We start from the raw sequence: 24,207 nt of genomic DNA, 5'->3' as shown, positions 1-24,207 counted from the left end.
CTCATTAAAAAAGTTCGGTAATTCAAAACAAAAACTTACTATGGCCGGTGGAAAACTAGTTGGCTCAATGAAAAAAAAGATACTTATTATTGATGACGATGAGGCAATGAGATGGCTCATCAAGAAGATGCTTGAAAAGGACTTTGAGGTCGATGCCTTTAGTCACGTTGGAAATGCTTTAAAGCATATGAACATGTATGGCAAACCTGATGTTATCATAACCGATATTCATTTACCAGTAATTGATGGTAAAGATTTTTTAACTAATTTAAAAACTAACGGTTTATACTCAGGAATACCTATTATAGTTATCTCTTCCCGACAAGATGTGGTAACTAAGGAGCAGTGCTTAAAAGCTGGTGCTGATGATTATTTGTTAAAACCATTTAATCCTGAGCGCTTAATTGAGAGCATTACTAATGTTATGGAAAATAAAAAGCAAGCATAATTATGAATGAAAATCGAGTAATGGATTTTCAGGCTTCAACTAACAACAACCTAACCCATGAGAGAAAAGCCTCTAACAAGGCGAAGATCTTATTTATAGGAGCCTGGGATGACCTTTGTCTTGACTTAAGACTGGAAGGCTATCCGATTGATAACATGGAATCTCCCATGGAGGCATATAACTGGCTGAAAAATAGTACGCCCGATCAATTGCCTAGTGTTTTAATTGTCAATTCAAATATTGATATTTTCGCTCTTCAGCCCTTTGAACAGATAAAATCAACTGTACTCAGGGATGTTCCTATGATCTATTTAGCTGATCATTTTGATGAAAGTGAAAGAGACCAGGCCATTAAAATTGGTGCGGAGGACTATTATACTGATAACATCAGTGCGAAAGAACTAAGCCAAAGAATAGACTTTCTATCCAGGTTAAAGGAACTTTCACTGGAGAATACAGATGAAGTAGGTAAAGAACAAAAGCCTCTACTTCATAATAATAATACTTTCAAAATGTGGTCTATGAAGCGCGCTTTTGATATTGCTATATCAGGAACGGCTTTATTACTTATAAGTCCCCTTTTACTAATTATAGCTATAGCTGTTAAATTAGATTCTAAGGGTCCTATCTTCTATATTTCTAAACGTGCGGGTAAAGGGTATCAGATTTTCAACTTCTATAAATTCAGAAGTATGAGACAAGATGCTGATCATCTGGTTGAAGAGATGAAGCATTTAAATCAATACGCCGCAGAGTCAGATAAAGGAGGAGTATTCTTTAAAGTAAAAAATGACCCCAGAATCACTAAGCTTGGTGGTTTCCTTAGAAGAACCAGCCTTGATGAACTCCCTCAGCTCATCAATGTACTGAAAGGTGACATGTCTTTAGTAGGAAACAGACCTCTACCTTTATATGAGGCTGAAAAACTTACTCAAGATCAGTGGGCGCTAAGAATTCTTGCTCCAGCTGGTATCACCGGATTATGGCAGATTACCAAAAGAGGTAAAGATGACATGTCTGAAGAAGAAAGAGTTTCTCTGGATATGGAATATGCCAATAAAAACTCATTTTGGTATGATTTAAAAATCATGCTAAAAACCCCTGCTGTGCTGTTACAAAAAGAAAACGTTTAATTTTTCGTACTAACTTTTAAGAACTTTGTATTTTTTTTATAATGTCATTGAAGTAGCCTTACTTTTAATGTTTGGTTACGCAGCTGTTTATAGTTTCTTTTTTTCAAGTGCCGGCTTATTTTACAGAGCACCAAAATTATCCAAAGCAGAGAAAAACAACAGGTTTGCTGTTCTTATCCCTGGCTATAAGGAAGATGGTGTAATAGTACAGGTAGCCAAAGAAGCACTAAAGCAAACCTATGATAACAACTACTATGATGTAGTAATTATAGCTGACTCATTTAAAGATGAGACACTGGCAGCATTGAGAAAATTACCTATTAAAGTGATAGAAGTATCCTTCGAAAAAAGCACTAAGGTAAAAGCACTTAATAAAGCCATGGAGATTCTTGGAGATGAATATGATAACGCCATTATTTTGGATGCAGATAATATTATGTCCGAAAACTTTATAGAAGGCGCTAATTTCCTTCATCAGCAAGGTCACAAGGCGATTCAGGGAAGAAGAGCTGCAAAAAATCAAAACAACACATTATCTTACCTTGATGGATTAAGTGAAGAAATCAATAACCATGTATTCTGTAAAGGAAGTACAGCGCTAGGACTTTCCTCCTCTCTTAAAGGATCAGGAATGTCATTTGATTATCAGCTTGTAAAAACGCATCTGGCCAAAATGAGTTCTATTGGAGGTTTCGACCGAGATCTGGAGGTTCAGTTAATTCGTAATGGCATAAAAGTAAAGTATGCCTCAAACATAATTGTGCTAGATGAGAAGGTAGAGAAACCTGAAGTTTTCGAAAACCAAAGAAAAAGATGGATCTCAAGCCAGTTCTACTACCTTAAAAGATATTTCGGTAGCGGTTTCGCTTCTATGTTTTCAGGCAATTTAACTCACTTTAATAGTGCGATATTAAGAAATATACAATTGCCTAGATTAATTAATTTAGGATTAACCACTATTCTCTTTGCTACAGCACTGGTTTTGTACCTATTCGACTTACCAGTACATATATACTTATGGAGTGCCATTTTCTTTACTCTAGCCGCTAGCATTGTTATGGCTATTCCAAGAAGCTACTATACTAAGAGCTTATTGATTTCCATAATATCACTTCCCGTCATATTCTGGAAGATGCTGTTAATTTTATTTAAACTAAAAGGAGCTAATAAGAAATTTATACATACGCCACACACCTCTTAAACCTAATATGACACCGCCTTTAATATCTATTATTGCTCTTAATTATAATCAGCTTAAGGTTACTTGTGAGTTCCTGGAATCTACAAAGCAGCTAAAGTATAGCAATTATGAAATCATAGTTGTTGATAACCATTCGCTTGAAAACCCTGAAGCACATATAAAGCAGCATTACCCGGAAGTTAAGGTGGTAAGAACTGAAAAAAACTTAGGTTTTTCAGGTGGTAATAACAGAGGTATAAAAATAGCTAAAGGCGATTACTATTTCGTGGTTAATAATGATACTGAGGTCACGCCAGATTTACTGGATCATTTGCTGGCTCCTTTTTTGGAAGACGATTCTATAGGCATTGTTTGTCCTAAAATCAAGTATTATGATCAACCCGATTTGATCCAGTATGCCGGTTACACTAAAATCAATACATTTACAGGACGTAATAAAGCCATCGGTCTAAAAGAAAAGGATCAAGGTCAGCATGACACCCCTGGATTTACTAATTATGCTCACGGAGCCGCCATGTTAGTCAAAAAAGAAGTGGTAGAAAAAGTAGGTATGTTACCTGATGAATTTTTCCTCTACTATGAAGAACTAGATTGGTCTAACAGAGCTGTAAAAGCTGGCTTCAAAGTTTATTATAACCCCAAAGGCATCATTTTTCATAAAGAATCAGTTTCAGTAGGAAAAGAAAGTCCATTAAAGGCTTACTACCATAACCGGAATAGGGTTCTTTTTATGAAACGTGCTAATAATACAGCCCAATTCAGCATATTTATGCTATTCTTCCTTTTGGTAGTAACACCAAAACAAACGTTAAAGTACACGGTAAACTCTCAATGGGCGCACTTAAAGAATTACTACAAAGCCCTTTTCTGGAACATAAAGAACCTACAAAATAAGTAGAAGGCACCTTTTAATATTTTTCTTGCTCTAATTTTAAAAAATTCAATTAAATATTTAATTGATACCTTACTATTATATCACAAGTAAGTTTTTGGTTCATTCAATTATTTTTTTGTATATTTCGAACTCTTAGTAAGAGTGAGTGATTGGTTTTCAATTAATTAGTGAAATTGACTGAAATTGCAGAGGAAAGGAATTCCTGAATACTAAGTACAGATGTTTTAACCACACATTGATCCTAACCACTGATGAGATATACAGGCAAACTGATTTGTCTTATATGCCTATACTTCTTGGTATTTAATAGCTACGGCCAGGGACTTACTGCCAGAAGGATGCCTGATGGCCTAGGCTACCTGGAATATTTGCCCCCTAATTATAATAGCAACACCGACCTCTACCCTCTCATGATTTTTCTTCATGGCCACGGGGAACGAGGAGATGGATCTCCATCACAATTAGAAAGAATAAAAAGTAATGGCCCTCCCAAGCTCATTAACAACGGAGAACAGATGTGTTTTGAAGTTAACGGAACCACAGAATGCTTTATTGTTCTATGTCCGCAAACTTCCAGAAATGGATGGCAAGGTTTTGAAACCATGCCTTTTATTGATTGGGCCATAGAAAATTATCGCGTTGATCCTGACAGAGTTTATATGACGGGTCTGAGTATGGGCGGCCAGGGGTCATGGCAGGTGGCATATTCTGAAGAAAATCAACCTAATCGTTTCGCTGCCATTGCACCTGCACCAGGCAGAGGTGGGTATCAGGAAACATGTTATCTGGCAGAAATTCATTTACCTGTTTGGGCTTTTCATGGAGAAGCCGATAACCAAATGCCACTTCATCAAGGCCGTACGCCTATCAATGGTATGATAAGATGCAATGCTGATCCTGCACCAATATTCACTACCTACCCAGGCGTTGGTCATGCTGGTTGCTGGAATAGAGCATATCGCACAGACAATACCTTACATACTCCAAATTTATACCAGTGGCTACTTTTGCAATCAAGAGGAGCTGCTCCTGAAATACCTCCATCCATAACCGTCAATGCTAATTACACTATAACTCTACCTGATAACAGCCTCTCAATAACCGCCAATGCCACTGATGCCGATGGCACTATTGAAAGCTATCAATGGACTCTACTCTCTGGCCCCAATTCACCTAACATTAGTGGAAGTTCCACAGCTACAGTAAGCCTAGATAACCTTATAGAAGGTACTTACAGCTTAGAAATTACCGTTACGGATAATGATAACCTCAGTGCATCTCGCCAGATAACTATTACCGTTTTACCAGAGCCGGCAAATATCCCTCCTACTGCCAACGCAGGACCTAACCGTGAAATCACCCTACCTCAAAATACTATTTCAATCAACGGCTCGGGGTCAGATTCTGATGGAGAAATTGTATCATACGAATGGAATCAAGAGTCAGGCCCTAATACTGCTGATATATCCGACCCAAATGCTGAAGATATTACTCTAGACAACCTGATTGAAGGAACTTATAGTTTTATATTAACTGTAACTGATGATGATGGAGATACAGGAAGTGATGCCGTAACAGTGACGGTGTTCCCTACCCCTGCTAACTCCCCTCCTTCTGCTAATGCAGGAAATAACCGTACCATAACTCTCCCTACCAGCTCTATTACCATTAACGGCAGTGGAGAAGATTCTGATGGAACAATTGTATCCTATTCATGGGCTCAAAATTCAGGACCTAATACACCCGGTAATTCTGGGCTAAATCAAAGCTCTTTATCTCTTACTAATCTCATAGAAGGTGTATATACTTTTTCATTAACAGTGGAAGATGACGATGGAGATACGGATAGCGACCAAATCACAATAACGGTGCTACCAGTTCCGCCCAACTCTCCACCTAATGCTAACGCTGGCTCAGATCAGGAAATTACACTGCCTACATCTACTACCACTATCTCAGGTCAGGGAACAGATTCTGATGGCTCCGTAACTGATTACCTCTGGGAACAGGTTCAGGGGCCAAACACAGCTACAATAGATGACAATTCTGCTTCACAAATTAATGTCTCCAATCTCATAGAAGGTGTATATACATTTTCACTTACTGTTACTGATGATGATGGTGATGAATCATCAGATGAAATGGTTTTAACGGTGCTCCCTATACCACCAAATGATCCTCCTACTGCCATCGTTCCTAACGACACATCTATTACACTCCCGGTAAATTCACTAGAATTAACAGGCTTTGGACTTGATACGGATGGTACTGTGGTTAGTTATTTATGGCAAAGAGTTCAAGGTCCGAGTTCGGTTACTTTTTCCAGCAACAGTACACCTACTACAACCGTTAGCGGTCTTATTGAAGGCACCTACCTCATTTCTCTTACTGTAACTGATGATGACGGTGATTCTGATACGGATCAAGTAACTATTACGGTTTTTCCTGAAACCAATAATGCCCCTACAGCTATAATTGAAAACGGAAGTACCGAAAGTATTACACTACCTACTAACTCCATTATATTAAATGGTAATGGTACTGACCCCGATGGTACTATTGTAGAATATCTTTGGGAGCAAATAAGTGGCCCCAGCGATATTTCTATGCCCTCCCCTGATGAGACCTCTATTAATCTTGAAAATTTAGTTGAAGGTATTTACGTAATTAGCTTTACAGTTACCGATGATGACAATGCTACTAACAGTACTCAAATAACTATTACAGTAAATCCAGAGCCTGTTAACACACCTCCTGTAGCCAATGCAGGTCCAGACATCATACTTACTCTACCAGACAATAGCACTACAATTAACGGTTCTGGTACAGACTCCGATGGCACAATAGTAAGTTATCATTGGGAATTTATCAGTGGCCCGGCAGATGCCGGCTATGAGGAAGTAAATCAAGCTAACCTTGAGCTTCAAGGACTTGAAGAAGGTATATATGTTTTCTCATTAACAGTGGAGGATGATAGAGGTGCTTTCGCTACTGATGAAGTAAGCATAATAGTGAACTCACCGAACTTACCTCCTGTAGTTTCTGCAGGACCAGATAGAACTATAACTTTACCCACCTCATCATTAACCTTAAATGGGTCAGCTACTGACTCAGATGGGCAGATTACTTTTTATCTCTGGGAGCAAGAAAGTGGCCCGAACACAGCCACCACTACTGATGTGCTAAATCCTCAGATTACTTTGCAAAATTTGGTGGAAGGTGTATATATTTTCTCTTTGTACGCAGAAGATAATGAAGGAGCTTCGAATACAGATCACGTTAGAATTACAGTAAGACCAGAGCCTCCTAACAACCCGCCTACTGCTAACGCTGGTTCGGATAGAGCAATTACATTGCCTACGTCATCTATAACTCTAAGTGGAAGTGGATCTGATAGTGACGGAACTATTGCAAGTTACCAGTGGAGCCAGAAATCCGGCCCTTCCTCAGCCTCTAGCTCTGGTGCCAATCAAGCTAATGTCACTTTTAGCAATCTGGTAGAAGGACTATATGTTTTTACCCTTAGAGTAACTGATAACCGGGGCGATAGAGGTACTGATGATATAAGAGTTACGGTTCGACCGTACCCAGGAAACCAATTCCCAACTGTAAATTTAGGTAATGATAGAGCCATTACTTTACCTGACAATAGCATTAGTTTATCCGCAAATGCAACAGATCCAGATGGAACCATACAGTCTTACTCATGGACTAAAGTCAGTGGCCCCGTTTCAGGTAACATTGTTACACCTAATCAGGCTAATACTAACATTCAAAATCTCACAGAAGGAGTATACATATTCAATTGCCGGGTTACCGATAATGATAATGCCAGCGCATCAGACAATATCAAAGTAACGGTTAACCCTGTTCCTGCTAATAAACCCCCAATCGCCGATGCTGGTGAAAACAAAATAATAACCCTACCCGAGAATGAGACTCAGTTAATTGGAGAAGGCTTAGATGCTGATGGAAGCATTGCCAGCTATATGTGGGAGCAAAAAAGTGGGCCGAATACTGCTACTGTTACAGGTAGTAATAACGCCATAATACAAATTAGTAATTTAGTAGAAGGTATTTATATTTTTAGACTTACCGTTCAAGATGATGATGGTAGCACTGCTTTTGATGAAGTCAATATAACTGTAGAGCCCCTACCTGCCAATCAGCCACCCATTGTAAATGCTGGAGAAAACCAAACTATATACCAGCCAGCATCTCAAACTACATTTAATGGAACCGCAGAAGACGACGATGGCTCTATTACCAGCTACATCTGGAGTCAGGTAAGTGGTCCTAATACGGCTTCTCTTACAGGCTCAGGCTCAGCCACACTCAATGCGACTAACCTAATATTAGGAACTTATGTTTTTAGACTTACAGCCACTGACAATGAAGGCTTACAAGGATTTGACGAAGTGAATGTGCGGGTTAATCCTGAAAATCCTAACTTATCCCCTTCAGCAGATGCTGGCGAAGACATTACCTTGACGCTGCCAGAAAACAGTGCTGAAATAACCGGAACAGGCTCAGACCCTGACGGCACGGTTACAGACTATTTATGGACTGTAGTTACGGCTCCTTCTACAGTATCAATCATAGGTGGAAACACTCCTAACGTAAGAATAGAAAATTTAATAGAAGGAACTTACGTTTTAAGGCTTACAGTTACTGATGATGAAGGCGACAGAGATTTTGACGAAGTACAAATTACTGTACTCCCTAGTCCTCCTAATGAATTCCCTATAGTAGATGCCGGCACTAATCAAAGCTTAGTTTTACCCGGTATAGCCACATTATCTGCTACCGCTTCAGATCCTGATGGCACCATCATATCCTATCAATGGACTCAAAGAACTGGCCCTTCACAATCGATGATCAACTCTCCCAGTTCATCAGAAACAACTGTAGATCAACTAGAATATGGCACCTATGTTTTCAGATGTACTGTTACAGATAATAATAATCAAACCGCTTTTGACGAAGTGAACCTGCTGGTATCTGACAACTATGCACCCGTGGCTTTTGCCGGAAATGATCAGCGCATTGTTTTTCCTCAAAATGACACCTATTTAACCGGGGGAGCCAGCGATTTAGATGGTGAAATAGTATCACGCATGTGGACTCAGATTTCGGGGCCGACTTCCATTACTATCGCAAGTCCACAAGATTCAACTATACATATCACTAATATGCAAATTGGATCTTATACTTTCTCCTTTGAAGTAACGGATGATAAAGGCGCCATAGATACTGATGAAGTGACTATAGAAGTGGTAAACAGCAACGGAAACATTCCGCCTGTAGCCAATGCTGGTGAAGATGTGACTATCACCATGCCTACCAGCTCCGTAGTACTCAATGGCTCAGGCACTGATGAAGATGGCTCTATCCGGAGTTATGAATGGGAGCAAATTTCAGGAGGTAATACTACTACTTCAGAACTAACATTTGCTCAACTAATTGTAGGAGGCCTTCGTGAAGGAGAATATCAGTTTAAGCTTACTGTTACTGACACGCAATACCTTACTGATACCGACACTGTAAACATTACAGTGCTCCCTCTGGAAATTGAAGCTGTGAATATTCCTAGGCTTTTCACACCAAATGGGGATGGCATTAATGATTATTGGGAAATAGCCAATCTACAGGCTTTAGGTGAAGTTGAGGTGAGAATTTATGATTCTCGAGGTAATGAAATTTACCATTCTAAAAACTATGGTAATGATTGGGGAGGAACCTCAAACGGACAGTTATTACAGCCCGGCCCATATTTCTACGAGATAACGGCACGGTCAGGAACCAGACGCGGAGGAGTAAGAATAATTTATTAAAAAGTACAAGATGAGGAGCAAAGGTTATCTGCTTATTTTATTATTAATATTTCTGTTTAAGTCACAATCAGGAATAACCCAGGAGCTATCTTCTTTTAGACAAAACTTCTTTAACCCTGCTGTTTATAACCCTGCCTTTACAGGTATTAATGGGCACAACCAACTTTTTCTTACTTACAAAAAGCAATGGATGAACATTGAGGATTCTCCTGAAACCATTGGTCTTAATTTTCAACTCCCCACAAAAGGTCACTTGTTTTTTGGAGCAGAATTTTATTCTCAGGAGGTGGTAGCCGTACGTTCCAGCTCTGCATTACTCTCCTTTGGCTATAAACTTAATATCACAGAAAACCAATCTCTACGCTTTGCTATATCGGGAGGGGTAGGTCAAAACATGCTTAACCTCACTTCTGATGAACTTAATACCATGGATCCGGCAATTATTTCTGCTTATGATAACAACTATTACCTCAATGGTAAATTTGGAATGGTATACCAATACAACAGGTTGCAAATAGGCTTCTCTATGCCCAAGATCTTCGATTCGGATCAGTTTAATTATTCCGAATTTAATGAAGTAGAAATAAATGCTATTGATAACAGGATCTACTCTATAAGTTATGATTTCCAGCTTTCTCCAAAATTCTCATTCAAGCCTCTAGTACTATACAGAGATTATAAATATGATGAAAACCAACTCGAAGGAGCAGGCATTGTATACTACCAACAAAAAATATGGGCTGGTGCTTCTTACCGCAACAGCTTAGGTATAATATTAGGCATGAATATAACGGATGTTATCAGCTTCAGCTATGATTATTCATTCTCTCCTTTTAAAACCAACAATGCTGATCTGTCAACAGGATCTCATGAGTTACAATTGGCTTTTAAGTTCGGACAAAATAAAAATACTAAGAAACCTCTTCTAACTAAAAGCACTGAGGAAGACGCTCATCTTAAACAACCTGTTTTAGCCACTAATGTAGAGACTGAAAAATCTGAAGAAGTAGAAGAAAAACAACCTAATGAATCTGATGCTAAAACTAAGGCACCAACTGAAAACATTGCTAAGACTACCACCCCTTCAGAACAGAATGCGGCCCCTACTCCTATCGAAAATAATGACAAATCAAAAGACATTACTGAGGAGCCCGCTCAAAATACCAATGTAGAAATGGCTGTAAAAGAACCTACAGAATCGAAGGCTTCCAAAGAAAAATCAGAAGAAATTGAAAGACACAAACATAAAGAGAAAGTCGATATTGAATCTCCAGATTTTGATAACGGATTTTCGCAAAGAAACTCTTATTCTATTTCATTATCAGAAGGTTATTACGTTGTAATAGGGGTATTCAAATACCTTAATAATGCCATGAAGGTAGCTAAGACCAGCATGGATAACGGGCATGTAGCAGACATAGGACTTTACGACAAGAAAAACCTATACTACGTTTTTGTGTTTTATGATAAAAAAGATCAAGAATTGGCCAAAGAAGTACGCTCCGCATTCAGAAAGAAAGAGGATTTCATGACACATGGATATTACAGATCAAATAAAGCCAATATTTCAATTACAACTTTAATATGAGTAAATTTTACATTCCTTCTCTCGATGGATTGAGGGCCATTGCAGTATTATTAGTTATCACATTTCATTTTAGTAAAGTTAGCTTCATTGATTTCGATTTTGAAATTGGCTGGGTTGGTGTTCAGATTTTCTTTGTGCTATCAGGCTATTTAATTACAAGAATACTTTTAGAAGAAAAAAGAAAGACCTTTGGTTCATACATTAAAATGTTCTATTGGAAACGCCTTCTAAGAATCTTTCCCCTGTATTTTGGCTATTTATTAGCCATTTTACTTCTATTCTTAGCCACAGGCCAGCCTGATGACTTACCTCAAACAGCACCTTATTTATTTACCTACACCTATAATTTTTATATTATCTCACCTGAATGGACAGTAAACAGATTATTTGTTCACCTATGGTCACTATCAGTAGAAGAACAGTTTTATCTGATTTGGCCGTTCATAGTATTCTTCTTTTCTGAAAAGAATTTTAAAAAAATTATAGGTCTTATGCTCATTGGCGTTCCACTGCTCAGATTAGCACTGGCACTAGGCTTTGCAGATATAGCTCCTACAGAAGATCGACTTGGTAATATTGTATATTGGTTTAGCCTTAGCCACTTTGATGCATTTGCTTTAGGAGGTTTTATAAATTTCTTAGGGCAAAAATATATTGGGATCAATAGAAAAAAATGGATTTGGGGTTCATTAGCTCTTTGTGTTATACTTGGAGCCTTCAATTTACTTACGGCCTACCCCCTAAATCCTAATAGCTACTCAAGTTTAGGCTTCCTCATCCATGGGTTACTTAATTATCAACATGTATGGTCTTATACGGTATTGAACATTTTTTTTGCAGCTATAATATGGCAACTTACCACCTCTCAGAGAAAATCATGGCTTACATCAAAACCACTATTGCTCATCGGAAAAATATCTTATGGAATGTATCTGTTCCACTTTCCTGTAATTATGGCTATTGATAAAGCTTTTGGTAAACCCTTTGTTAATGGTTTTGTTACACTAATATTATGCCTAATCATCACCTTTGTAGTTTCAATTATAAGTTATTATGCGTATGAAAGACAGTTCTTGAAATTGAAAAATATTAAGTCTTTTTGAGAACTTTTCATGAAAATTATTGTTATATTTCGAAAACGCAGGATCTAGGAATAAGGTATTTTCGTATATAACAATAAAGAATAGCTCGACTTAAATCAAAAAACCACTGATGTAATAAATCCCAGATGATTATTAATTATTTGGGATAAGAACTATCATTATAAACAAAAGCGCCTAACTCCTCGCCTAATATGACAAAAATTTACTCCGTTTTTTTAGTTGCACTATTTTGCTTGCCTCTTGCTGGTAATTCAAATGCCATAGAGAGTGACTACTGCGAAGAAAATAGCTATAACACTGATGCCTCTTCATACAATGATGAAGACTGCTCAGAAGAATTGAATGACAATTGCCCTGAAGAGACACTCCCTTATGTGGATGAGTTTACACCTTATAACTACACCGCATCACTATCTTGGGACACTTCTCCATTTGAATCCTACCAATACGAACCTGCTGGTAATATGCATTTCCGAATGCTCAAGCCCAACGGCTATACAGATAATGGTTCAGAAAAATATCCATTAATTGTATTTTTCCACGGTTCAGGTGAAAGAGGTACTGATAATGAACAACAACTATATCAAGGTGGCCCCAGATATATGAGTGCTGTTGTTCGTGATGAATTCCCAGGATTTTTATTGTACCCTCAACATAATTCATCTGGAGCAAATTGGGGTGAGACCAATGTCTATAGAGCAAAAGTTATTGTAGAAAAACTGGTTTCGGATTATAATGTTGATCCCAATCGTATTTACGTTCATGGTCTATCGGCTGGAGCAAGAGCCGCATGGATGTTCGGTGCCCTCTACCCTGAATTGACAGCTGGTATTTGTGCCTTATCAGGTATCACTTCATACCCTCCAGAAAGCTATAAATTTATACCCGCTTGGGAATCTCAAGGCGGTAAAGACAAAGACCCTACGCCATATCATGGAAACAAAACAGTAACTGATATTAGAAATGCTGGAGGGAATATAAGATATACATACTTCCCTGATAAAGGACATACTAATTGGGGGAATGTTTATTCAAAATCAGACTTTTTTAGTTGGTTTTTACAATACTCGAAACTGTCTATCACAGTATTACACGGTCAAAACTCATTCTGCAGTGAGGGAGAAATTGATGTGAATATCGGTATCACCGGAGAATTTGCAGATTACCAATGGGCAAAAGACAACACCAGTAGTACGCCAATAGCCACAGGTGTTAATGAAATAAATGTAGTAGAACCAGGCTTATATTATGTCAGATTCAAACGAAATAGCAACTCTGACTGGACAGAATGGTCCGACCCTGTAGATATTAATGGAGACAAAACCCCTTCTCCAACTCCTTCAATCAGTAATAATGAACGAAGTATGCACCTGCCGGCATTAGACGGAAGCCAAAACGTAACACTTTATGGCCCAGCTGATAAAGTAGATTATCAGTGGCAAAGAGATGGTGCAAATATCAGTGGAGCTAATAGTCAAAACTACACCACTGCTGTAGAAGGAGTGTATACTTTAGTAACCAGAGAGCCTAGCGAAACAGGCTTTGAAGAAGATGGAGAAACCCCTACAGAGTATAGAGCAGAACCCCCAGCCTGTAATAGTACTCCTTCTAATGAACTATATGTAGTGACTTCAAACGGTGTGGGCGCACCAGCTAAGCCTTCTAACTTCTTCGCGAACACCTTATCTGCCAATAGTATAAAAATTAACTGGGATGATAATTCTCCGAATGAAACGGGCTTTGAACTCTACAGATCAATTACTTCAGGAACAGGATATGAGTTAATAGAAATTTTACCTCCGAGCAATAATTCAAACCCAGTTTCTTATACAGATACTGAGCTAACTCCAAATACTACCTACTATTATCAAATGCGCGCTGTGAATAATGATGGGGCATCTGGATATACAGCTGAAGCATCTGCGATTACCATCATTGATAACGAGCCTCCAACAGCTCCCATTTTATCAGTAGCTTCTTTTAGTGAAAATAGCATAGGCTTATCCTGGACCCCTTCTACTGATAATAGTGAAGTAACACAATACGAAATATATAGAAATGGTTCATTAGTAGGCACTACGTCCAATACAAGCTATATGAACTCCGGTTTACAAACTAGTACTAATTATACTTTTAAAGTTAGAGCTAAAGATTTTGCTGGAAACATATCTCCTTTCAGTAATCAGGTTCAAGCTGCCACTATTAATGATGGTCTAAACTATGATTATTATGAATTCGAAAGCACTGTCAATTCAGTAAATGACATTATTAACACTAATTATGTCTCTAGTGGACACTTGGAGAATATTAACATAACTTCTCCTACTGGGAAAGGTAATTATTATGCATTTATTTTCTCTGGGTATATTCAAATACCGGTTTCAGGAACCTACACTTTCTATACCCGTTCTGATGATGGCTCTGACTTATCTATTAACGGAAGCACGGTAGTTAATAATGACGGGGCACATGGTGAACAAGAGCGAAGTGGTTCTGTAACTCTAAGTGCTGGAAGTCATGCTATCAGGGTAAGATATTTTGAAAATAGCGGGGGAGAAACCTTAACAGTAAGTTGGTCAGGGCCTGGTTTATCTAAATCCACTATTCCAGACGAAGCATTTGAAGATGATTTTACTTTCCCTACCCCTCCTGCTGACCCCGCATCTCTAACAGCTACTGCGGCAGGTTATAATGCCATTGACCTTACTTGGTTAGATAACAGCAGCACAGAATCAGCTTTTGAAATTTACCGATCATTATCTACCAATGGCACATATACTGTAATTCATTCTACTGAAGCCAATGAAACTACATGGACTGATACCGGCTTAGAAGGTAACACTACGTATTTTTATAAAATTAAGGCTATCAATAGCAATTCCAGTTCAGAGTTTGCGGGCCCAGCCAGTGCCACTACGGAGGACTATCCTTCCACTCCATCTGCTCCGGATAACCTTGTGGCAACAGCAGCTTCAAATAACACTATCAACCTAACTTGGGAAGATAATGCTACGAATGAAACAGGCTTCGAAGTTTATAGAACCACTTCTTCAACAGGCCAAAATTATACGTTAATAGCTACTACTGAAGCAGAAATCTCTACATACAGTGATAATCAGCTATTTGGAAATAACACATATTATTACAGAGTGAGAGCTATTGGTCCAGGATCAAACTCGGACTATTCTAATCAGGCCAGCGCCACCACTTCTAATAGTGTACCGACATTATCTACCATCCTAAATAGATCCGTGCAATATGGTACTTCTTTAAATTTAGCCATTGAAGCAAATGATCCTGATGGAGATGCACTCACTTTTAATTTTACAAATCCATTACCATCCTTCACCTCTTTCAGTGATAATGGGTATGGCATAGGTGAACTAACACTGTCTCCGCTGGAAGCAGATCAAGGAGTATATAATTTAGAGCTAACAGTTAGTGATGGAATAGACTCTGATACTCAAACCTTCACTATTACAGTCAACAACAACAACAATCCGGTTATCTCCAATATAAATGATGTTACCATGGATGCTGGTTATATTGAAACAGTTTCCGTTGTAGCTACAGACACAGAAGATACTGCCATTGAACTTACACTTATTGATAAACCCTCATGGGCATCGATTGTGAGCAATGGAGACGGAACGGGAACCATTACTTTATCTCCTTCCATAGTAACCTCTGGCAGCTATATCTTAAGAGTGGCGGCAACAGATACCGATGGAGGAATAACCGAAAGAGAATTTACGGTGACCATAAATTCGGTTAACCCATATTATTCACTCAACATTAACTTTACAGCTAATACCGGAGCCATAGATACATGGAATAATGTGACTTTTAACACCTCACTAGAGGAAAATTTGGTCACTGCAGCTGGAGTAACTACTGATATAGACATCGCTTACACCACTCAATTTCCGCAAGGAAGAGATGTGGACCCTAACTTAATCAATGGCGTTTACGAAAATGATGTAATCCAATCATTTATATTAAGAAAGAATGGTAGTGTATTTACGATGGAATTAAGGAATCTAAACCCTTCATTACTATATGACCTATCGTTCTATTCCGGTGCATCATCAGCTTATATAGCTAACCAAGGGGTCAGTGATCCTAATTGGGGAGTAAGATACACGATCGGAGGAGAAAGTCATTCCTTGTCAGTACCAGATAACACCACACAAACCGCTGATTTCACAGAAATACAGCCATCTACAGATGGTGTGATAGTTATTGAGGTAACTAAAACTACAGGTACCTGGACAACTATTAATGCCATGACAGTTAATGCTTATTACAATGATGGACTCCCTCCTAGTGCACCTTCGGACTTATCATTAACAGCGCTTTCAAGTAGCAGCGTTAAAATAGACTGGACGGATAACTCAAGTAATGAAACTCAATTTGAAATATTAAGAGCAAATAATGAAAATGGCCCTTATACAGTAGTTAGTACCACTTCTATAAATAGCTCTACTTATACTGACAATGGCTTATCAGGTAGCACTACATATTATTATAAAGTTAGGGCTGTAAACCCAAGTGGATCAGCAGAAACCGGTTTTGGCATAATAGCCACTTTAAATTCTGCACCTACGCTAGAGGAGATTTCTGATGTGGTGATAAAGGCTGATGAAACACGTACAGTTCATATTTCCGCAATAGATGAAGAAGGCAATCCTATCACCATTACCTCAACAGGACTTCCTGACTTCGTTCAATTCGAAGATAATGGAGATGGAACTGGTGAGTTGTTTTTCACTCCTGAAAACACAGATTTAGGTTTTTATGGAGGCTCTGAAGTCACTGCCACTGATAACTTTAATTCAAGTAATTCCTCATCATTTTTTATCACTGTGGTGGATCCGCAGTTCGATCAGCAGGTTTATATTAACATAAATAATTCTAATGATGCTGGTCTACCTTGGAATAACCTATCTTCCTCACCTTCATCAGGCACCTCCTATAACAACCTTACCAATGCTGAAAATCAAAACTCAGGAATAGGTATTTCTGTAGGAACTGGCTGGTCAGGAAGTAATAACAATGGAGTAACAAGCCAAAACAATACTCTAATGTTTGAAGACAACGTGTTCCATACTGCATGGGAAACTTCCGGTACAGGTACCGTTACTTTAACAGGGCTTGATCCTGCAAAAAGTTATAACATCAATGTTTTAGCTAGCATTAATACATATGTAGATCATTCTGGAAATTACACCATTTCAGGAAATACTGAGACTTTCAATGCCTCTTATAACAACAGTAGCACTATCAATTTTGAAGGATTAACTCCTTCAGGAACAGGAGAAATCACACTTACTGTAGCGAAAACATCGGGATCTACTGCTGCCCTTCTTAATGCTATCATAATCAAAGAATTTGATGGCTCTAAGTTAATTACACCTGGAAACTTCATGGCAAATGCAACCAGCAGAACAGACATACGGCTTACGTGGGAAGATAATAGCATTAACGAAACAGGTTTCGAAATATATAGAGCAAACCAATGGGGAGGTACTTTTCAGTTAATTACTACCACCTCTGAGAATACAGGTGAATACATAGACTCTGGCCTGAGCCCAAACACTCCTTATGTGTATAAAATAAGAGCGGTTAATGCTACCCTGCAAAGCAGTTACACCAGTGAAGTAGGAAGCATTACCTATGATCATTATATACTATTGAACCTAAATACCAATTTGGATGGGTATTTACAAGCTCCAAGCCCTTGGAATAATACTAATGCATTACCTGAGGCAGGTGTAAGTGTAGGTTTATCTGATGACTCAGGTGATTCTACTGGTATTACTTTCAATATTGGCGAAAATGAAGCGGCGAGTAATAACACAGGAGTTGTTACCGGTGACAATAGCGGAATATACCCTGATGCAGTATTACAAGGTTATTATTACTTAGATAACAATGCCGCCCCTGCTCCATTTACTTTCTCAGGTATGAATAGTGATTTTGTTTATGACTTCACATTCATAGGTTCAGAGGATGGAACCTACACTACGTCCACATTTACAGGAATAGGAGAATACACCATCAATGAAACTACGGTAGTTCTATTTGCAAATAACAACACTCATAATACTGTTACCATTAATTCTGTAGAACCGGATGGTGATCAAAATATAGTATTATATTTTCAATGTTCTGATCAGAATGATGCCCGTTGGGGATTCATTAATGGAATGGTAATAGGAGCGCACACTTCATTAGAAATTGCCTTGGATGAAACCCCTCCTAGTGTCCCTACAGACTTGATTGCTTCTAACATTGATACTACCAGTTTCGATCTTTCATGGACACCTTCTACAGACAATGTTGGAATTAAACACTACGAAATATATCAAAACGGGACCTTAGTAACAACAACTCCTAATATCTCTATTAATATAGGTTCACTATCTCCAGGTTTTAAATATATATATTCTGTAAGAGCAGTAGATAGCAATGGTAATAAATCGGATTTCTCTGAATCACTAGAGGTCAACACTTTACCTTCTGGTTCTGAGATAGTTTATTACCCTATCGCAGCAGCTGATATATCTATTCTTGCTAATTGGGGAACTGAGACTGATGGATCTGGAACAAACCCATCTAGCTTTAGCTCAGACAATCAGCATTTCATGATAAATAAAGATGTTACCTTGAGCGAACCTTTAACTATTTCGGGAGAAGGATCCAAAATGATGGTTGATGAAAATATTACGCTAACTATTAATGAAACACTTACTGCGGTTTTAGATGCATCAGCTAACAGTACTGTAAATGTTAATGTAACTACTGCACCTAGCTTGGGAGATCTTGACATTAGTTCAACTGTAACTTTCAGTGGCTCTAGTAACACCATTCCGGTTGCCAATTATGGAAATATTACATTAAATAGTGCTAGCTCTACTAAAAATCTAATGGAAGGGGATATTAACGTATTTGGTAACCTGTCCATTGCTGAAGATGTTATATTGAGTGGTGCTACTCCTAATTCTACAGTAATAAGTATAAAAGGAGATTTGAACCTAGTGGGTACGCATGAGCCGCAGGATGAAAGTCAATTGATTACCTATAGGTTTAACAATAAGAGTGCGCAAGTACTTACTACCGATCAATCTACCTTATCACTTTACAAGGTTATCGTTTCTGATAGCTCCAATTTAACTATTAATAGTGACAATCCTAATTTGGATATTCACCTTGGAGCTTCAAGCGGCGGAGGTTTAAGCATATCTGCAGGATCCTCTTTTAATCTTAATGAAGGGAATTTGTTTATTCAAGGAAGTGGAAGCATTAATCCTAATAATGAACTTGGAACTATCAGCACTAATGGAGGCTCTATAAATATCACCGCAAATTCAGCTGAAAACTCCAACTTATACTTCAATTCTGAAGCCAACACTGTTAGCTCTCTAGAAATTGACAAATTAGGAAGCGGAACAGTGAATACTAGAAACACTTTACAAATAAAGGATCTTTTACATGTGGTTAATGGCCGATTGAACACCAATGGACATTTAGTATTACTTTCCACTAATGAATTTACAGCTAATGTAGGACCTATTACTGGTACCGGTTTTATTAGTGGTAGCGTGGAAGCTCAAAGATACATACCAGGGTATACCTCTAGAATATATAGATATGTGACCAGCTCTGTTCAAGGAACTTCTGTAGAGGATTTACAAGAATTTGTAAGAGTTACAGGTGATTTTGAAGGAAGCGACAATAGAAATGCTGCAGCATCTCTTTATAGGTATAATAATAATGCTTGGGAAGAATTCCCTACCACTACCAATACTGAGCTCCTAGAAGTGGGCCGTGGGTATACATTTTTCAATTATGCCGGCAGCACTAACTTAACCCTTAAATTTGATGGGCCTCTTGTACAAGGAACCTTTAACTACAATATTCAGGGAGGAACAGAATCGGTTAATGATGGCTGGAATTTGGTAGGAAACCCATATATGTCTACTATACAATGGGGTACTGAAGGATGGAGCAGAACTGATGTTGGTATTTCAGTAGCCATTAAAGATAATATAAACGGGGAATATATTTACTGGGATACTGAAGGTTTAGGTGACAGCAGCTTTGCAGGTAAAATAGCTTCAGGACAATCTTTCTGGGTACAAGCCGGCAGCTCAAGTGCAGCGCTATCCATAAATGAAGATGCTAAGATTTTTGATAATGGTAATTTCTATAGGGAAGGAAAAGTATTGGAAAACTACCTAATAGTAAAACTTTCAAATTCTAGCAAAACAGACGAGACCTACATCAAATTTAACCCTGAAGACGTGGATGAGTACCAACCTATGCGAGAAGCTGTAAAACAAACTAACGACTTCTTTAATTTGTCATCACTATCTTCTGATGGATCAAGATTAGCTATTAACAAAATGAGCAGTGACTTTTGTGATAAACAAGTTCAGCTTTCTATGATGGATATAGAAAATGGTAATTATACGCTTAATTTTGATGAAGTAAACACCTTTGATAGTTACAATATCAGCCTTTTAGATAGGTTTAATTCTATCTCCACTCCTATTGTAGATGAAGATACAGAATATAGCTTTTCAGTAACTTCGGCAGAAGCTAGTAGAGATAGTAACCGATTTGTACTAATTTTTGAAAGACCTGAAATCAGTAACACAACAGAATTTAGCTTTGCATCAGAGGCATATAACTGTAGTAACCAAGATTTGGATCTTAATATTCAATCTGCACAAAAAGGAGTTATTTACTCTGTTTGGAGAGATAGTGAACTTCTGATTGAGAGTGAAGTGACTTCAGCAAGTAGTGCTTCTGTGACTATACCTAGTGATTTATTATCAACAGGACAAAATGCCTTCACTATAAAGGCTAACTTCCCTAATTGCGAGTATGTAACTATTGATGATGAAGCTACTGTTGACTTAAATCCTACACCTGACTTACAAGTAGAATCAGAAATTACTACTTGTCCTGACTCAGATGTTATACTTACTGCCAGCGGCTTAGATGGAGAAGGATCTTATAAATGGTTTACTGATGCCACTTCTGAGACACCTGTTTATGAAAGCTCAGAAGGCTCATACACCTATTCAGCCAGCAACAGTGACATTCTATACGTAGAAAGCGTAAATAATTATGGATGTTCAAGTGATAGAAAATCAATAAGCATTAATGTAGAGCAAATAGTAAAACCTGAAATTACGGCCAATGAACAAGTATTAGAAATTACAGAAAACACTGAAGGTGATATCCAATGGTTCTTAAATGATAATGCAATAACGGGAGCCAATTCATTAACCTATACCCCTCGGGTTTCAGGCAGTTACATGGTTCAAGTAAGTGGAGAAGTTTGTACTGAGGTTTCTGATATCTTTGATTATTATGTAACAGGAATCAACAACAGCTTGTCAGATGTTATGAGCATTTACCCTAACCCTGCAAGTAAGTCGCTCTTTATTCAGCAAATGATTCCTTCTGAGGCAAACCTGCAAATTATTAATATGATAGGTGAAACCATTATTGAGAAACAGATGGATGCAAATGGAGATATTCAAGAAGTGGATATTGAAAATCTAAAACCTGCATTGTACCTAATAAAAATCACCATGGATAACACCACATACAATTATAGATTTGTGAAAAAATAAAAAGTAGGCCATTCCAAAACCTACCTATACAATAAAAAGGGCTATCATTTTAAATGATAGCCCTTTTTATTGTAATTCTGACTCAAAGCCTTATAAGTGTCAGTTCAGAAATATTTGTAAAATCCTTTAGTTGCTAATTGTAACATCTCCCTATCTCCAGAACTATCACCATAAGCATATACATTTTCATAATCCTTCAAATCAACCTCTTTTTTAATCCGGTTTACCTTCTCCAAACCATAACAGTTTTTACCATCAATCTTACCCGTCATTTTACCCTCTGAAATTTCTAACCGGGTGCCTACCACTTTTATTCCATATTTTGATGCCCAAGACTCTATCCATAAGGGAGATGACGCTGAAACAATATACATCGTTACGCCAGCTTCTTTGTATTCATTTATTGCAGCCAAAGCTTTCTTCCTAATGAGCTGAGGCACTCTCTTCTCTCCATACTCCTGGCCAAGAGTCTGTAATTCCTCAAAAGTAAGCCCTCCAAAAAAATAGCGTAAGTACTTTTCCTTAGCCTTCCAATTAGGAATCACACCTAATTTTAAGCCCACCATAGAAGGCAGTAATTTCAACATACCTCTTATAAAATGGCCTTTACCAAATGCATATTGTGTAAAATCAAGAAGGGTGTCTTTGGTAGTCAATGTACCATCAAAATCAAAAAGTACGAGGTCTTTACTCACAGTTTTAGCTTCTTGAAAATTGACTCGGGAATATTACTTATTACCATCATTATGTACCTCCATTTGCCAAGTACATAAGCTGTATTTTTCTTCTTTTTAGCAGCTTTGGCTATTTTTCGTGCAGCCACTTCCGGACTTGCTGTTAATAACTTGGGCAAATCCATTCCGGCAGTCATCTTGGTATTCATAAAACCTGGCAGCACAGTTAATACATGTACTCCATCATGATATAACCTATTTCTCAAGCCTGAAAGATATGCAGTGAAGCCAGCCTTAGCACTCCCGTAGATATAATTGCTTTGCCTTCCTCTTACCCCAGCTACCGAACTTACTCCTACTATAACTCCTTCCTTCTTCCTGGCAAACTCTTCAGAAATAATATTTAATATGGATACAGCACCCACATAATTGCTGTTAATTATTTGTTGAGCTTCAGCCCATGATGTTTGAGCTAAATCATTATCTCCAAGATACCCGAACAAACAGTAGACTAAACTAATTGAATCCGGCAGTTCCTCAAAAAAGGATTTATGAGTAGCGGTATCTGTAGCATCAAATTTCTCTATCATCACCCCTCCCCTATACCTGATTTTTAAATCACTTTGGATTACCTTCAGGTTATCTACATTTCGAGAAGCCAGGATCACCTCATCTTGCTCTCCAATATGAATTTTAGCCAATTCATATGCTATATCAGAAGTACCTCCTAATATCAAAACTGTTTGCATAAAGGTATTTTTAGAAATAGATAATAAACAAGAAACTCAATATCCAACAAAGAATATTAATTAAGGTAAACTTATCCTTATATAGAATTTGTGTAGGAGAACCACTTTGTCCTTCTACTAATGTAATCTGCAAATACCTTAAAAGACCCGTTATCACGAATATACTGGTAAAATATAACCACTCAGAACCAAAATAATCTGGCACCTCATCAGACAGTGTATACATAATATAAGCCACCACTATTACCGCAGAGAGCATAGAAATACCTGAATGTATAAAATGAAGGTTATACTTTTTTGCATTGGCCCTACTCACCTTTCCATCACCTTGCTCTGTAACTATTACATCATCCAGCCTTTTAGCTAAAGCCATAAATAAGGCTAACAAGAATATCATTATAATAAGCCAGTGGCTAACCAGTACATTAACTACCGCAGCCCCTGCAAGAGTTCTGAGTACAAACCCTATAGCAATAATAATAATATCAAGAATAGAAATTTTCTTTAGTCCTTGTGAGTACCCAAAATTGATAATCAAATAGCTTACAAGAATTATGAGAAAAGTAGTATTGACTAAATATGCAAGACACAACCCAAAGACCAGCAATCCTAGCATTACTGTTAGAGCAGATCCCTCTGAAACCTGACCAGAAGCTATTGGTCTGAATTTCTTTACAGGATGATTTCTATCCTCTTGAATATCATTGTAATCATTAAAAATATATATTGCACTCGCAACAGAACTAAAGGCTAAAAAAGCGGTTATTAACAATGCAATATTGTATGCATCAAATAAAACCCCAGCAAAAAAAGCAGGAATAAATATGAATAAATTTTTAACCCATTGACTAGCTCTTAACAAATTAACAAAAGCCAACATCATCTATAAATTTTTCTTGTTCAAAAGCCATCAACTTAGCATATTTATATTG

General features: G+C 37.8%; 11 protein-coding genes. 8 read left to right on the top strand and 3 right to left on the bottom strand.

The window, feature by feature from the left end; genetic code table 11:
• Positions 1-40: 40 nt before the first annotated feature.
• The 8 genes from LVD15_RS19755 (at position 41) to LVD15_RS19720 (ending at position 21,852) form a co-directional block, all read left to right on the top strand.
• Positions 41-448: a response regulator gene (locus tag LVD15_RS19755; protein ID WP_233776935.1), complete on the top strand. Its 408-nt coding sequence runs from the start codon at positions 41-43 to the stop codon at positions 446-448.
• 2 nt (positions 449-450) lie between these two features.
• Positions 451-1,581: a sugar transferase gene (locus LVD15_RS19750; RefSeq protein WP_233776934.1), complete on the top strand. Its 1,131-nt coding sequence runs from the start codon at positions 451-453 to the stop codon at positions 1,579-1,581.
• A gap of 67 nt (positions 1,582-1,648) precedes the next feature.
• Positions 1,649-2,782, top strand: coding sequence for a glycosyltransferase family 2 protein (locus tag LVD15_RS19745; protein ID WP_233776933.1), 1,134 nt, complete (start codon positions 1,649-1,651; stop codon positions 2,780-2,782).
• A 7-nt stretch (positions 2,783-2,789) separates the two neighbouring features.
• Positions 2,790-3,680: a glycosyltransferase family 2 protein gene (locus LVD15_RS19740; protein WP_233776932.1), complete on the top strand. Its 891-nt coding sequence runs from the start codon at positions 2,790-2,792 to the stop codon at positions 3,678-3,680.
• 248 nt (positions 3,681-3,928) lie between these two features.
• Positions 3,929-9,511, top strand: coding sequence for a PKD domain-containing protein (locus tag LVD15_RS19735; RefSeq protein ID WP_233776931.1), 5,583 nt, complete (start codon positions 3,929-3,931; stop codon positions 9,509-9,511).
• Between the two features lie 10 nt (positions 9,512-9,521).
• Positions 9,522-11,099, top strand: a complete 1,578-nt coding sequence (locus LVD15_RS19730) for a PorP/SprF family type IX secretion system membrane protein (RefSeq protein ID WP_233776930.1) — start codon at positions 9,522-9,524, stop codon at positions 11,097-11,099.
• The gene (locus tag LVD15_RS19725) at positions 11,096-12,202 is read left to right on the top strand and encodes an acyltransferase family protein (RefSeq protein ID WP_233776929.1); all 1,107 of its coding nucleotides are present in this window, start codon (positions 11,096-11,098) and stop codon (positions 12,200-12,202) included. Before LVD15_RS19730 ends, LVD15_RS19725 begins: the two co-directional genes overlap by 4 nt.
• A gap of 191 nt (positions 12,203-12,393) precedes the next feature.
• A complete protein-coding gene (locus LVD15_RS19720) occupies positions 12,394-21,852 on the top strand; it encodes a fibronectin type III domain-containing protein (protein WP_233776928.1) in 9,459 nt (3,152 codons plus the stop codon).
• A 104-nt stretch (positions 21,853-21,956) separates the two neighbouring features.
• On the opposite strand, the gene LVD15_RS19715 is transcribed toward LVD15_RS19720, so the two are convergent.
• From LVD15_RS19715 to LVD15_RS19705, 3 genes are read right to left on the bottom strand one after another with little or no spacing between them, the layout of a single operon-like run.
• A complete protein-coding gene (locus LVD15_RS19715) occupies positions 21,957-22,547 on the bottom strand; it encodes an HAD-IB family hydrolase (RefSeq protein WP_233776927.1) in 591 nt (196 codons plus the stop codon).
• Complete coding sequence (locus tag LVD15_RS19710) at positions 22,544-23,275, bottom strand: SDR family oxidoreductase (protein WP_233776926.1); 732 nt, start codon at positions 23,273-23,275, stop codon at positions 22,544-22,546. Before LVD15_RS19710 ends, LVD15_RS19715 begins: the two co-directional genes overlap by 4 nt.
• 10 nt (positions 23,276-23,285) lie before the next feature.
• Positions 23,286-24,158 (bottom strand): decaprenyl-phosphate phosphoribosyltransferase, encoded by an 873-nt coding sequence (locus LVD15_RS19705; protein ID WP_233776925.1) that lies wholly within the window; start codon positions 24,156-24,158, stop codon positions 23,286-23,288.
• Between the last annotated feature and the right edge of the window lie 49 nt (positions 24,159-24,207).

This window comes from Fulvivirga maritima (genome assembly GCF_021389955.1).
Lineage (GTDB): Bacteria > Bacteroidota > Bacteroidia > Cytophagales > Cyclobacteriaceae > Fulvivirga > Fulvivirga maritima.
The sequence above is the reverse complement of the archived record's forward strand: the minus strand, read 5'-3'. Positions and strand labels throughout refer to the sequence as shown.

Coding starts and splice junctions, on each gene's coding strand:
- LVD15_RS19755 (WP_233776935.1), top strand. CDS start 41: ATGGCCGGTGGAAAACTAGTTGGCTCAATGAAAAAAAAGATACTTATT.
- LVD15_RS19750 (WP_233776934.1), top strand. CDS start 451: ATGAATGAAAATCGAGTAATGGATTTTCAGGCTTCAACTAACAACAAC.
- LVD15_RS19745 (WP_233776933.1), top strand. CDS start 1,649: ATGTTTGGTTACGCAGCTGTTTATAGTTTCTTTTTTTCAAGTGCCGGC.
- LVD15_RS19740 (WP_233776932.1), top strand. CDS start 2,790: ATGACACCGCCTTTAATATCTATTATTGCTCTTAATTATAATCAGCTT.
- LVD15_RS19735 (WP_233776931.1), top strand. CDS start 3,929: ATGAGATATACAGGCAAACTGATTTGTCTTATATGCCTATACTTCTTG.
- LVD15_RS19730 (WP_233776930.1), top strand. CDS start 9,522: ATGAGGAGCAAAGGTTATCTGCTTATTTTATTATTAATATTTCTGTTT.
- LVD15_RS19725 (WP_233776929.1), top strand. CDS start 11,096: ATGAGTAAATTTTACATTCCTTCTCTCGATGGATTGAGGGCCATTGCA.
- LVD15_RS19720 (WP_233776928.1), top strand. CDS start 12,394: ATGACAAAAATTTACTCCGTTTTTTTAGTTGCACTATTTTGCTTGCCT.
- LVD15_RS19710 (WP_233776926.1), bottom strand. CDS start 23,275: ATGCAAACAGTTTTGATATTAGGAGGTACTTCTGATATAGCATATGAA.
- LVD15_RS19705 (WP_233776925.1), bottom strand. CDS start 24,158: ATGATGTTGGCTTTTGTTAATTTGTTAAGAGCTAGTCAATGGGTTAAA.